This is a genomic window from Streptomyces sp. NPDC001970 (assembly GCF_053594115.1).
This window is the reverse complement of the sequence record NZ_JBSFDW010000020.1, coordinates 20,991-34,662: the sequence shown is the minus strand read 5'-3', so window position 1 is coordinate 34,662 and position 13,672 is coordinate 20,991. Positions and strand designations below refer to the sequence as shown.

9 protein-coding genes are annotated in these 13,672 nt (G+C 71.7%); 1 reads left to right on the top strand and 8 read right to left on the bottom strand.

Features of this window, described 5'->3' with window-relative positions:
* Positions 1-364 precede the first annotated feature (364 nt).
* From ACWCP0_RS23455 to eccE, 8 genes are all read right to left on the bottom strand, one after another.
* Positions 365-1,342 (bottom strand): oligopeptide/dipeptide ABC transporter ATP-binding protein, encoded by a 978-nt coding sequence (locus ACWCP0_RS23455; RefSeq protein ID WP_451080767.1) that lies wholly within the window; start codon positions 1,340-1,342, stop codon positions 365-367.
* 20 nt (positions 1,343-1,362) lie between these two features.
* On the bottom strand, positions 1,363-2,334 hold the full coding sequence (locus ACWCP0_RS23450; protein ID WP_451080766.1) for an ABC transporter ATP-binding protein: 972 nt from the start codon (positions 2,332-2,334) through the stop codon (positions 1,363-1,365).
* Complete coding sequence (locus ACWCP0_RS23445) at positions 2,331-3,218, bottom strand: ABC transporter permease (protein ID WP_451080765.1); 888 nt, start codon at positions 3,216-3,218, stop codon at positions 2,331-2,333. Before ACWCP0_RS23445 ends, ACWCP0_RS23450 begins: the two co-directional genes overlap by 4 nt.
* A complete protein-coding gene (locus ACWCP0_RS23440) occupies positions 3,215-4,279 on the bottom strand; it encodes an ABC transporter permease (protein ID WP_451080764.1) in 1,065 nt (354 codons plus the stop codon). Before ACWCP0_RS23440 ends, ACWCP0_RS23445 begins: the two co-directional genes overlap by 4 nt.
* Before the next feature lie 3 nt (positions 4,280-4,282).
* Positions 4,283-6,124 (bottom strand): ABC transporter substrate-binding protein, encoded by a 1,842-nt coding sequence (locus ACWCP0_RS23435; RefSeq protein WP_451080763.1) that lies wholly within the window; start codon positions 6,122-6,124, stop codon positions 4,283-4,285.
* A gap of 208 nt (positions 6,125-6,332) precedes the next feature.
* Positions 6,333-9,422, bottom strand: a complete 3,090-nt coding sequence (locus ACWCP0_RS23430; RefSeq protein WP_451080762.1) for an SCO5717 family growth-regulating ATPase — start codon at positions 9,420-9,422, stop codon at positions 6,333-6,335.
* Positions 9,423-9,702: 280 nt separating this feature from the next.
* Positions 9,703-10,584, bottom strand: coding sequence for a hypothetical protein (locus ACWCP0_RS23425; protein ID WP_451080761.1), 882 nt, complete (start codon positions 10,582-10,584; stop codon positions 9,703-9,705).
* The gene (gene eccE, locus ACWCP0_RS23420; protein WP_451080760.1) at positions 10,584-11,939 is read right to left on the bottom strand and encodes a type VII secretion protein EccE; all 1,356 of its coding nucleotides are present in this window, start codon (positions 11,937-11,939) and stop codon (positions 10,584-10,586) included. Before eccE ends, ACWCP0_RS23425 begins: the two co-directional genes overlap by 1 nt.
* 191 nt (positions 11,940-12,130) lie before the next feature.
* Between eccE and eccB the strand changes: the two genes are divergently transcribed.
* On the top strand, positions 12,131-13,666 hold the full coding sequence (eccB, locus tag ACWCP0_RS23415; RefSeq protein WP_451080759.1) for a type VII secretion protein EccB: 1,536 nt from the start codon (positions 12,131-12,133) through the stop codon (positions 13,664-13,666).
* Positions 13,667-13,672 lie beyond the last annotated feature (6 nt).

Genomic DNA, 13,672 nt, shown 5'->3' with positions numbered 1-13,672 from the left:
GGGTGTGTGGGGTTGCCCGTGGCGTGCGGTTGCCGCTGGGGTCCGCTCCGGGGCTCATGTCCCGGACAGTCGGTCCTCACCGCGCTTCGCGCGAGCTGCGGGCGCCTTTGCGTCCAGAACGCGACCCCTGCGCGTCCCCCTCGGGGGCCGGCCCCGGTGGCTGAGCACGGTGGGCGGCCGTCGCGCCAGTGGCTTGTGGGCGGTCGTTTCTCCCCAGAGCTTCGCTTGGGAGGCACCCCCCAGGGTCCCCCCCCACGACGGAGTCTTGAGGGAGGTGGGGGTACCTCCTATGCCCGAAGGGCCACGGAGGAGGGTGGGCACAAACCGCCCACCGGGCTGCATACGGAACGCGGCCCGGGGCAACTCAGCGTGCTGCCGCCCAGTGACAGGCCACCGCGCTCGTGCCCGTGCCCGGGAGGACGGGGAGGTCCTCCGTGCGGCAGCGGGGAGCCACGCCCGCGGCGTCCGCCGCGCCCGAGGCGAGGACGTGGCAGCGGGCGTGGAAGCGGCAGCCGGAGGGGATGCGGGAGGGGTCCGGGGGTTCCCCGGTGAGGACCACCGGCGGCTCGGCGGACTCGGGGAGCACCGACAGCAGCGCCTGCGTGTACGGGTGCCGAGGGTTCGTCAGGACCGACTCCACCGTGCCCGTCTCCACGATCCGGCCCAGGTACATCACGGCGACCCGGTCCGCGATGTTCCAGGCCAGGCCCAGATCGTGGGTCACCACCAGCGCGGAGAGGCCCAGCTCGTCCCGCAGTCTCAGCAGCAGGGCCAGGATCTCGCCCCGTACGGACGCGTCCAGCGAGGCCACCGGTTCGTCGGCGACGATCAGTTCGGGCTCCAGGACCAGCGCGCCCGCGATGACGACGCGCTGTCGCTGGCCGCCGGACAGTTCGTGCGGATAGCGCAGGAAGAAGCGCTCGGGCGGCCGGAGCCCCGCCCGGGAGAGAGCCTCGGCGACGGCCGCCCGCTCGTCCCCGTCGTACCCGTGGATCCGCAGCCCCTCCGCCACCGCGTCGTACACGGTGTGCCGCGGGTTGAGCGAGCCGCTGGGGTCCTGCAGCACGAGCTGGACCCGCTTGCGGTAGGCCTTCAGCGCCCGCGACCCGTAGGACAGCGGCGCACCGCCGAACGTCACCCGGCCCGCCGTCGGCTCGACCAGCCCGAGCAGCGTCCGCGCGAGCGACGTCTTGCCGCAGCCGGACTCGCCGACGAGCGCGACGATCTCCCCGGCGCCGATGTCCAGATCGACCCCGTCCACGGCACGCGCGGCCGCCGAGCCCCGGCGACCGGGGAACACCACCCGCAGGCCGGCCGCCGACATCAGGGGCGTTGTGGTCATGGAGGACTCCTCGACGTTCGTCATGCCTGCACCCCTGCCCCGACGTGCACGCACGCCGCCCGCCGTCCCGCCCCCGCATCGCGCAGCTGCTGGTCGTCCTCGGCGCACACCTCCAGTGCCACCGGGCAGCGGGGGTGGAACGCGCAGCCGCCCGGCAGCGACGCCGGGTCCGGCGGGTCACCCGGCAGCCCCTGGGGTGCACGACGCGACGCCGGGTCGCCGATCCGCGGGAACGCCGCCGACAGGGCCCGCCCGTACGGGTGCCGCGCCGCGTCGTACACCTCCCGCGCCGGGCCCTCCTCCACGACCCGCCCCGCGTACATCACCGCGAGTCGGTCGCACGTGTCCGCGAGCACCGCCAGATCGTGGCTGATCATCAGCAGGCTGATGTCCTCCGAGGCCACCAGCTGCTCGATGAGCCGCAGGATCTGCGCCTGGATCATCACATCGAGCGCGGTGGTCGGCTCGTCGGCGACGATCAGCCGCGGGCCGCAGGCGAGCGCCATGGCGATCATCACGCGCTGTCGCTGGCCACCGGACAGTTCGTGCGGATACGCCTCCGCGCGCGCGGCCGGCAGTCCGACATGCTCCAGCAGTTCGCCCACGCGCCTTCGTGCCGCGCCCGGAGTCGCCTGCCGGTGGACGAGCAGGGGCTCGGCGATCTGGTCGCCGACCCGCTGCACGGCGTTGAGCGAGTGCATGGCGCCCTGGAACACGATCGACGCGCCCGCCCACCGCACGGCCCGCAGCCGGCCCCACTTCATGGCCAGGACGTCCTCGCCGTCCAGCAGGATCTCCCCGGTCAGCCGGGCCGACGCGGGCAGCAGCCGCAGCAGCGCCAGCGCCAGCGTGGACTTCCCGCACCCCGACTCCCCGGCGAGGCCGAGCTTCTGCCCCGCCTCCACGGTCAGGTCGACGCCTCGTACGGCGGGCACGGCTGCCGCCCCCGTCCCGTACGTGACCTTCAGGTCCTTGATCTCGAGGAGATTCAACGACCCACCCCCAGCTTCGGGTTGAGCACGGATTCGACGGCCCGTCCGCACAGCGTGAACGCCAGCGCGACCAGCGCGACCGCGATTCCGGGCGGGGCCAGGTACCACCAGTGGCCCGAGGACACGGCCCCGGCCTCCCGCGCGTCCTGGAGCATGCCGCCCCACGACACGACCGTCGGGTCGCCGAGTCCGAGGAACGCGAGCGTCGCCTCGGTCAGGATCGCGCTGGAGATGCCGAGGGTCGTCTGGGCGAGCACCAGCGGCATCACGTTCGGCAGCACATGGCGGGCCATGACGTGCCCGTGCCCGCCGCCGAGCGCCTTCGCACGCTCGATGTACGGGCGGGACTCGACCGCGATCGTCTGCGCGCGGACCAGCCGTGCCGTCGTCGGCCAGGACGTGACTCCGATCGCCAGGATCACCGTCCACACGCTGCGCGACATCACCGTCGCCAGGACGATCGCCAGCACGAGCGTCGGCATCACCAGGAACCAGTCGGTGATGCGCATGACGACCGTCGAGAACCAGCCGCCGTAGTGCCCCGCAAGGATGCCGACCAGGGTGCCGATGGCCACCGACAGGGCTGCGGCGAGCAGCCCCACGGTGAGCGAGATCCGCGCCCCCCAGATCAGCAGTCCGAGCAGCGAGCGCCCGAACTGGTCGGTCCCGAGCGGGAATGCCGAGCTCGGCGACTCCAGTGCCGTGCCGGGGGCGTCGGTGACGCTCTGGACGTCGCTGCCGACCAGCAGCGGCGCGGCCAGCGCGATCAGGGCGAGGAGCGCGAGCCCGGCGAGCCCGGCGACACCCGCCCGGTGCGTACGGTACTGGCGCCAGAAGCGGGCCACCGAACCACGGCGGCGCTCCCATACGAGTGTGCTGGTCATCGGCCCACCCTCGGGTCGAGCAGGGGATACAGCAGATCGGCGAGCAGATTCATCACGATCATCGCCCCCGCGAACACCACGAACAGCCCCTGGACGAGGGGCAGATCGGGAACGCTCAGCGCCTGGTAGAACAGGCCGCCGAGGCCCGGCCAGGAGAACACCGTCTCGACGAGGATCGAACCGGCCGCCACATGCCCCAGGTTGATGAACACCATGGTCACGGTCGGCAGCAGCGCATTGGGCACGGCATGCCGGCGGCGTACGTCGTCGTCCCGGAGCCCCTTCGCGCGTGCCGTCGTCAGATAGTCGCTGCCCATCTCGTCGAGCAGCGAGGAGCGCATCACCAGCAGCGTCTGCGCATACCCCACCGCGACCAGGGTGAGCACCGGCAGCACCATGTGGTGCGCCACGTCGAACACGTAGGCGATGCCCGTCTCGCTGCCGGACTCCATGCCGCCGGTCGGGAACATCCCCGGCACCGGGCCGACGCCCACCGAGAACACGATGATCAGCAGCAGTCCGAGCCAGAAGGACGGCACCGACCACAGGGTCAGCGCCACGCCCGTGTTGAGCTTGTCGCCGAGCCCGCCGTGCCGCCAGGCGGAGCGCGTGCCGAGCCACAGGCCGAGCGCCGAGTAGATCATCACGGCGACACCGGTCAGCAGCAGCGTCGCGGGAACCTTCTGCGCGATGAGCTCGCCGACGGGGGCGTGGAACTGGTACGACGTCCCGAGATCGCCGGTCAGCGCATGCGCGCAGTAGTCCGTGAACTGCTGCCACAGCGGCAGGTCGAGACCGAACTGGCGGCGCAGGGTGGCCAGTTGCTCGGCGCTGGTCGGCATGCCATGGGTCATGGCCTTGACCGGGTCGCCCGGGATGATCCTGAAGAGGAAGAAGCTGGTGACGAGGACGGCCACCAGCGACACGGCCGCGCCGCCCAGCTTGCCCGCCACGTACCTCAGATAGGCGATTCGGGTGCCGCGCGCGGCGCGGGCCTCGGGGGATCCGGGGGCCCGCGCCACGGCGGTGGTCGTGGTGGTGGTGCTTGCGGTGCTGCTCATGGACTATTCACGGTCTTCCGTGCTGGCCCGGCGACGCCGGCTGACGAAGAGGCCCAGCGCGGCGGCGAGAACGACGATCGCACCGATACCGATCCCCACGGCGACGGCGGAGGAGCCGCTGTCGGACGATCCGCTGTCACCGGCAGGCTCGGCGGACCACCAGCTCCAGTAGCCGTCCTGGCCGTAGATGTTGCCGGCGGCCTCCGGCATGGTCTTGATGGACTTGATCTGGTCCGTACGGTACGCCTCCACGGCGTTCGGATACGCCATGACATTCATGTACCCGGTGTCGTACAGCCGGGATTCCATCTGCTTGACCAGTTCGGCGCGCTTGGCCGCGTCGTACTCCACGGCCTGCTTCGCATACAGCTCGTCGAACGTCTTGTCGCAGATGAAGTTGTCCGTGGCGCCGGTGTCCTTGGGCGTGGCGGGCAGCGCGGCGCAGGTGTGGATGGACAGGACGAAGTCCGGGTCGGGGTTGACGGACCAGCCGTCGAACGCCAGGTCGTAGTCGCCCGCGACCCAGGGGTCGGAGACGTTGTCGAGGCAGTCGACCTTCAGCCCGATGCCGAGCTCGCCCCACCACTCCTGCAGGTACTTGCCGATCGCCTTGTCGTTCGGGTCGGTGGCGTGGCAGAGGATCCGGAAGTCCAGCGGCTTGCCGTCCTTGCCCGCACGCTTTCCGCTGCCGTTCTTCTTGTACCCGGCCTGGTCGAGCAGTGCCGCGGCCTTTGCGGGGTCGTAGCCGATCTTCTGCTCCGGGGCCGGCTTCCAGAAGTACGAGCCGAAGCGCGGCGGGATGTATCCCTCGCCCTCCACGGCGTGGCCCTGGAAGACCTTGTCGATGATCGTCTTGCGGTCGACGGCGTGGAACAGCGCCTTGCGGACGGCCGGATCGAGGAGGGCCGGGTGTCCGGTGCCGAACTTCTTGCCGTCCTTCGACTGCGCGCCCGGGTTGGTGGCGAGGGCGAAGAAGCGGCGCCCTGGCGCGTCGTTGACCTTGATGTTCTTCGCCGCCTTGAGCGAGGCGGCCTGAGCCGGGGTGAGTCCGGAGACGAAGGACACCTCGCCCTTCTGCAGCGCGGCGACCGCCGCGTCACCGTCCTTGTAGTACTTGAACACCAGCTCGTCGAACTTCGGCGCCCCGCGCCAGAAGTCCTTGTTCGGCGTGAACTTGACGTACTGGTCGACCTTGAAGTCGGTGAGGATGTACGGCCCGTTGCCGACGATGGGGAACTGCTTGTCGTTGTTGAACTTCGAGAAGTCGTCGACCTTCTCCCAGACGTGCTTCGGCACGATCGGGACGTCGAGGGCCGTCATCGTGGCCTGCGGCTGCTTGAGCTCTATGACCAGGGTTTCGGGGTCCGGGGCGGTGACGGTCCTGAAGTTGGCCGTGAAGCTGCCGTTGGCGGTGGCGGCGTTCTCGTCGGTCATCATCTTGTTGAACGTCCAGGCGGCGTCCTCGGCCGTGGCCTGCTTGCCGTCGGACCACTTGGAGTCCTTGCGGATGGTGTACGTCCACGTCAGCTTGTCCGGCGACGACTTCCACTCGGTGGCGAGGCCGGGGACCGTACTCGCGTCCTTGACGTCGTAGTTCGTGAGGTAGTCGTACATCAGCCGGTGAAGGCTGGTGGAGAGAAGCCGCTGCGCGAGGAACGGGCTCAGGGAGTCCACGCTCTGCGAGACGGCGACGGTGAGGACGTTCTTGCCGCCGTCCTTGGCGTCGTCGTCCGCCTGCGCCTGCTGGGGGGCGACCACCAGTACGGAGGCGGCGACCCCGGAGGCGAGGAGCAGTCGGATGAACGGGTGCTGCCGTGCGTTTCGTGATGGAGCGTTAGTGACCATGAGACGTTGACCTCGCGTCGTTGCTCGCTCGGAGAAGGCACGTGGATCTTGGGGCGCCCACTGGTGAAGCGAAGGTTTATCAGCGCGGTCTAGACGTGTCAACGATGCCCTTGGCGAAGCGTCAAACCCCTTGTGGGCTGCGGGAATACGGAAGGGCCCGCACCGTGGATCACGATGCGGGCCCTCATTGGTCTATACCCTTGCTGCCCTACTGCTGAGGGGCTGGCGGCGCCTGCGGAGGCTGCTGCGGGGGCTGCTGGTGGGGATGTCCGGCGGGCGGGACGGGACCCTGCAGACCGGGCTGACCTTGCAGACCGGGCTGCCCCGGGTGGCCGTGCTGTCCCGGGTGCGGGTGGCCGGGCTGCGGCTGACCCGGACCGCCGGGCTGCGGCGGGGGAGGACCGGCCGGGCTCGCCGCCGACTGGGCCTGGGAGGGCAGCGACTGCTGCCAGGCCTGCTGCACGCCCGGCTGCGGCGGGTAGGGCTGGTGTCCGCCGTACGGGGGCTGGGCGCCGTACGGCTGCTGTCCGCCGTAGGGCGGCTGCTGCGGGTTGGGGGCGTACGGCTGACCCGGCACGGGCTGGCCGGGCATCGGCTGACCCGGCACGGGCCGGCCGGGCATCGGCGGTGCCAAGTGCGGCGGCTGGTGACCGTGGCCCTCCGACGTCCACAGGCCCTGTGCCTGCTGGGCCCGTACGAAGTCCTCGGCGACCATCGCCGACAGGTTGAAGTACGCCTCGCGGGTCTTCGGGCGCATCATGTCGAGGTCGACCTCGGCGCCCGCCGACAGATGCTCGTCGAACGGCACGACCACGACGCCGCGGCAGCGCGTCTCGAAGTGCTGCACGATGTCCTCGACCTTGATCATCTTGCCGGTCTCCCGGACACCCGAGATCACGGTGATCGAGCGCTGTACCAGCTCCGCGTAGCCGTGCGCCGAGAGCCAGTCGAGCGTGGTGCTCGCGCTGCTCGCGCCGTCGACGGACGGGGTGGAGATGATGATCAGCTGGTCGGCGAGGTCCAGCACCCCGCGCATCGCGCTGTAGAGCAGACCGGTGCCGGAGTCGGTGAGGATGATCGGGTACTGCTTGCCCAGCACGTCGATCGCACGCCGGTAGTCCTCGTCGTTGAACGTCGTGGAGACGGCCGGGTCCACGTCGTTGGCGATGATCTCCAGACCGGAGGGCGCCTGCGACGTGAAGCGGCGGATGTCCATGTACGAGTTCAGATACGGGATCGCCTGGACCAGGTCGCGGATGGTGGCCCCGGTCTCCCGGCGCACGCGGCGGCCGAGCGTGCCGGCGTCCGGGTTGGCGTCGATCGCCAGGATCTTGTCCTGCCGCTCGGTGGCGAGGGTCGCGCCGAGCGCGGTGGTCGTCGTGGTCTTGCCGACACCGCCCTTGAGGCTGATGACCGCGATCCGGTAGCAGGACAGCACCGGGGTGCGGATGAGGTCGAGCTTGCGCTGCCTCTCCTGCTCCTCCTTCTTTCCGCCGATCTTGAAGCGGGCAGCCGCACCGGAGGGGTTACGGCTCGACCTGGCCTTCTGCTTGTTGTTGCGCAGAAGACGGTCGGAGGACAGCTCGACGGCCGCGGTGTACCCGAGCGGGGCGCCCGGTACGGAACGCTCGCGCTGGTCGTGCGTCATCGGGGTCGGCCACGCGGCCCCGGTGCGCGGGTCGACCGGACCGGCAGGCGGCTGCGGCTGCGGTTGAGCCTGCGGCTGTCCAGGGGCCTGTCCCTGGCCCTGCTGAACCGGGAACTGCGGCGCGTGGGGCGCGGGCGCGGCGGGCGGCAGCGGCGCGGGAGCCCCGGGGTGTCCGGGCTGTCCGGGTTGGGGGAAGCCGTATCCGCCCTGCTGTGCGGGCAGGTTGGGGGTTGCGGGGGCCGCGGGGCCGGGGTGTCCGGGTTGGGGGAAGCCGTATCCGCCCTGCTGTGGGGGCAGGTTGGGGGTTGCGGGGGCGCCGGGGCCGGGGTGTCCGGGCTGTCCGGGTTGGGGGAAGCCGTACCCACCTTGCTGTGCGGCCGGGTGCGGTGCCGTGGGCGCGGGCTGGGCGGGCTGGGCGGGCTGGGCGGGCTGTCCGGGTTGGGGGAAGCCGTACCCACCTTGCTGTGCGGCCGGGTGCGGTGCCGTGGGCGCGGGCTGGGCGGGCTGTCCGGGTTGCGGGAAGCCGTATCCGCCCTGCTGTGCGGCCGGGTGCGGTGCCGTGGGCGCGGGCTGGACGGGCTGTCCCGGCTGGGGGAAGCCGTACCCATCTTGCTGAGCGGGCAGGTTGGGGGTTGCGCCGTGCTGAGGAACGGCGTCGGCCGCCGGAGCCGGCAGGGCCGGCCTGTCCGCCGGCTCTGACGCCGATACGGGCCACTGCGGCGCGGCCGCCGGGGCGGCCGGGTGGAATGCCGGGGGCAGCGGCGGCAGGCCGGTGCCCTGCGCCACCGGCGGGGGAGCCCAGGGCTGGGCCGCGGCCGGGGCGGGCGGGGTGTCCTGCGGAACGGAGTCCGACTGCGTATCGGCGGGCACGTCCGTCGGTACGGAATCGGCCGGTTCGACGACGGCGTCCTCTGTCGTGATCCGTACTGCGTCCTCGGGGGAGGACTCCGCCTCGCCGTCTCCGTCGCCGTCCTGGGTGTCGACCGCGTCCTCGGGCGTAACGTCCTGCTCGCCGTCCGCGCCGTCCGCGCCGTCCGCGCCGTCCACGGCATCCACCGGGTCCGTGGCCTCGGCGTCCGTGGTCTCGGAGTCGCCGGTCTCGACAGACGGTGCGTCGGCCTCCGCGGCCGGGACGTCGTCTTCGACCGGTGCCTCACCCGCCGCCTCGGCGGGCAACTCGGCAGCGGCAGCGGCTTCGCGCTCCACGATCTCGCGCTTCAGTGCGGCGGGGGAGAAGCGCATCGTCGCCCCGCTCTCCAGGTCCCCGCCGCCGAACGGCTGCGACTCATAGGGCCCCGGGTCCGCGGACGCGACGACCGGAGCAATCGGGGCGACGGGAGGTGCCGGAGCCGGAGCCGGAGCCGGAGCAACGGGAACCGGCGCGGCAGGAGCAGGAGACGCAGGCGCAGGCGCCCAGTTGGGCTCGAAGCCGCTTCCCGCGGGCAGCCCGGGCACGGCTATCGGCGCTCCGGACGGCGGCGGAGGCGTCGCTCCCTGACCACCGGTGTCCCCCGACGCATTCTGCGTGTACCAGGCCGGCGGGGTGTAGTCGATGGTGAACTCACCCGTCATCTCGGCGGGCTCCGCGTCGGACTGATCGTCGACGGGCGTGTTCCAGCCCTCGCGGATCTCGTCCCGATCGCCGTTCACTTTGCCTCCTGTGGTCGAGCACCCTTGTGCCGTCGTGGGTGGGGGCGACCGTCACCGTCGGCCCGACCCGCCCGGCTCTCCCCCGTGTGACGCGACGCACCTGCCCGCAGGTTCTCGCCGCGCCCACTCCCAGCCTAATCGTCAACACTGTCAGTACGGCAGGGCGGACCGGTCGCCGCCGACTGTCCCGTGCGTCACGTCCTGCCCTCAAGTGACCGCGAAGTGACCTCAATGCGGCTCAGCGCGAAGGTCGAACCGGTCAAATCCGTACGGACCCGGGTCAGTCCATCCGGCGCGCGGTGCCCAGGAGCCCGGTCTCGGCGTCCGTCGCCTGCGTCATGACGAACTGACGGTCACGCGCCGTGCACCACAACGTCACACCATCGGCAAGAGTGGAGAGTGCCTCCGTCTCGCCCCGCGGCAGACTCATGATGCGGCCGATCTGGGCGGCCTCGTCCGGAGACACCCGCTGAATGCCGACCAGGGTCGACTTCTCCATCAGCCTCGGTGCCACCGGGCTGAGATACGGCAGCAGCGTCACCACCGACTGCCAGGGCCCCGACACCACCCGTCCGCGCGGCGGCCGCATTCCGCAGTCGCGCACGACCACGACGGGGCTGCCCGCCGACGGCCCCTGCGGCGGTACCCGCCCAACGTCGTGCAGGGTGATGCACGACTGCCCGCCGCCGGCCGCCTGGGCAAGGCTCGTCCAGGCCGGGGCCCGGCCCGTCTCGACGGTGATCCGTGCACCCGTCGCGGCCGCGCGCAGCGCCATGACCTGTGCCGTCCACAGGCCGCCGATCAGGGTGACCTCGTACGGCGTGGGCCGGTTGATGCCGAGCACGGCCGGGCGGCCCTCGGCGTCCACACCGATCACCATGCCGTCGTCGCCGACCGGCAGGGCCAGCGCATCCAGTTGATCCAGCGCAACGGCGTGCCGATCGCGGCGCGGCCCGATGAGCCCGAAGCCGATCCTCGGCCTGCCGCCGCGTCCCGAGGGCTGGGCACCGCGCCCACTCCGTACGGACGACCCGGCAGGCGGCACTGCGGACGACGACGGCACCGCGGACGACGGCGGCACCGCGGGGAAAGCCACCCCGGCAGCCGGTGTCCCGGAAGACCGCGGCACAGAACCCGGCGGTACAGAAGTCGGCATGGACATCAGCGCGCACCCCCCAGCGGCAGCGAGGCCAGCAGTCCCGGCAGCTGCTCACGGTCCAGCCGGACCAGTCCGGTCTTCACCCCGCGCGCCGCACGCTCCAGTTCATGACGGGCGCTCACCAGCTCCTCGTCGCTCCGTCCGGTGATCCGCACATGCCCGGTCACGGTCACCTCCTGCCGGTCGCCGCGCCCCAGCGTGAGGCTGAAGGTCGTGGCGAGGGCGGGCAGCGACGTGAGCAGCGCGACGAGCTGAGGCATCGACGCGCCTCCCGGGGCGCCGCCTCCGCGCAGCTGTGGCCATCGCCCGACCCAGTACGTCGTGTGCCTGCGGTCGTCGCAGCGCCAGGTCCGCGACGTCTCCTCGGTGCGCCGCCCCGGCACATCGGCCCGGCTCGCCTGCGCTGTCGCCATCGGGTTGGCGCAGGTGGAGGTCGCGACGGCCCCGATGAGCTCCTGCTCGGTCAGCACGGTCGCGCCGAACCCGGCCCCGACCAGTCGGCTTGCCAGCTGGTCGGCCGCACGCACCACGCACTTCTGGGCACCCGCCAGTCCGCCGCCGCGCGCCTCGACCGCCTCGGGGCAGAGCTCGGGGTCGAGCTTGAGCGCGATCCAGGTGATCCGGAGCGCAGGCGCACCCGTCTGCGCCTGCAGCGGCGCGTAGTTGCGCGCGGCCACCGACTGCTGCGGAAGATGCGGAGCCGGGGCGGGCTGGGTGTGCTGCACGACCTGCGCCGACTCCAGGCGTATCCCGTCGACGTCGAGCACGTCCCGTACGAGACGCACGGGCAGCGGCTGTGCGCCGCGGTCCGGGCGCAGCGCCGTCGCGTCCGACTCGACCTGCAGGACAGCCGTCAGGAACGTGCCGTCACCGATCATTCCGACCGGGCGCCGGTCGCGGTCGCTGTACGAATAGGTGCGCAGGGCCGGGTCGCACTCGACGACGGGCGCGAGCCCGGGCTCGGTGTCCGGCGGCAGGACCAGCGAGGCGGCCCTGCGCGTCCGTGCGCGCAGGGCCATCACCGTCGAGAGCCACTCGGGCAGCGAGCGCCGGTGCCTGCGGAGCACGGCCAGCAGCACCAGCAGCGCGGCAACCACGCCGGCCGGCACGAGCAGCAGGGGCTGGGTCACCCAGGCGACGAGGAGCAGCGCGGCCGCGCACTCGATCAGCACGAGCTGTTGCAATCGGAACGAACCGAAGTGTCCGGCACGGGCCTTGAGGCGCGGCGCGGCCGTGCCCCGATCCCCTGCCGGCGGTGCGGCGGACCGTGACCGCCGGGGCGTACCGGGGGCCGGAGCGGAGGGGGCCACGGTGGACGGCGCGGCCGCGGCCGCCCGCGTGCGCGTCGCGGAAGCCATGATGGAGAAACCCCCCGATTCGTCCCGATCACCCTGGCCCGCCAGGGCATTGGCGGCGGCATCACCCTACCCGCCCCGCAAGCGCCCTCGATCAACAGGCATAGTAGGGGGCCGGTCCGACAACCGGGTTCCGGGGAGCGCTCGCTCCCGGCCCGCGGTGAGGACTGTGGCTTTTCGACCAATGGGGACTCATGGCATCACGGCGGGATGAGCTCAACGCGTACACCTTTGCGAAGAAGCGCACGGTGGCCGCATTCCTCCAACCCTCACCCACGGGTACGGAGGAGGGGGCGCCGCGCCCGTTGCGCGCCGTCGTCCCGAGCCTCGTCGTCGGCGCACTCATCGTGGCCGGCTTCGGTGCCTTCGGCATGTTCAAGCCCAAGGCGCCCAAGGGCTGGGACAAGCCGGGCGCCAAGGTGATCGTCGGCAAGGAGTCCACGACCCGTTACGTGGTGCTCTCCACCGGCAAGAAGAAGCTGCTGCACCCCGTGCTCAACCTTGCCTCCGCCCGTCTCCTGCTCAACCCGCAGGAGTTCGGGGTCATCCAGGTCAGTGATGACGTACTCGACGCGGGCAATCCTCCGCGCGGACCGATCCTCGGCATTCCGTACGCCCCCGACCGCTTGCCCGACGACGCGGAGGCTGCCAAGCCCAAGCGCTGGGCCGTCTGCGAACAGCCAGGCGGCGGAAAGGGCGCCAGCGTGCAGAAGGCGACGTTCGTCCTCGCCGAGCGCGATCTGCCCAAGACCGAGGGCAAGCAGCGGCTCACCAGCGGACAGGTGCTCTACGTCAAGGGCCAGAACGGCGACCGCTATCTCGTCGACGCGGGCGGCATCAAGTACCAGGTGCTCGGGGAGGATTCGGACGCCGCCGTCCTCACTCGCGCCCTCGTCGGCAGCCGGGAGCCGCAGGCCGTCACCGACGACTGGCTGGCCACGCTTCACGAAGGCAGCCCCGTCGAATTCCCCGAGATCCCCGGAGCGGCCGGGACGAGCGCGGGCATCGGCGGCGGTCTCACCGAGACCGAGGACCGCATCGGCATGGTCCTCCAGGCGCAGACGGGCTCCGGCCCGCAGCACTACGTCGTGCTGCCCGGGAAGGTCCGGCCGGTCTCGGACTTCACCGCCTGGCTGCTCATCAACTCCCCGCAGACAGCCTCCCTCGACATGGACGGCAGCGCGACGACCGTGGACGCGGCCTCGTTCGAGCCCGAGTCCGAGGCCTTCGGCGCGGAGCTGCGCTGGCCCTCGAAGCGGTCCGAGCAGGTCAACTCCACGGGCGGGGCCGGCGCGCGGGACACGGTCTGCAGCGTCCTGCGCAAGGTCGACGACAAGGGACGGACGACCCTGTCCGCCTGGGCCGGCACCACGTACCCGGCGGACATCACCGCGGGCGGCACCAGCACGTACGTCACTCCCGGCAGCGGCCTGCTCTACACCCAGGTCCAGGGCAGGCAGACCAGCCCTGACGGCTCGCTGTTCCTCGTGACGGACACCGGTCTGCGGTACGCGGTCCAGTCGAACGGCGACAGTGACACCGCCCGCTCCGACATCGGCACCGGCGACCAGAAGAAGCAGCAGGACGGCCGGCCCGAGCCCAGCCAGGCACAGATCCGCCTCGGCTACGAGCAGGTCGTCCCCACGCTCGTACCGATCACCTGGTCGGAGTTCCTGTCCAAGGGCCCGCGCCTGGACACCAACAGCGCGCGCCAGCCGCAGGGTTCGTGAGGGATG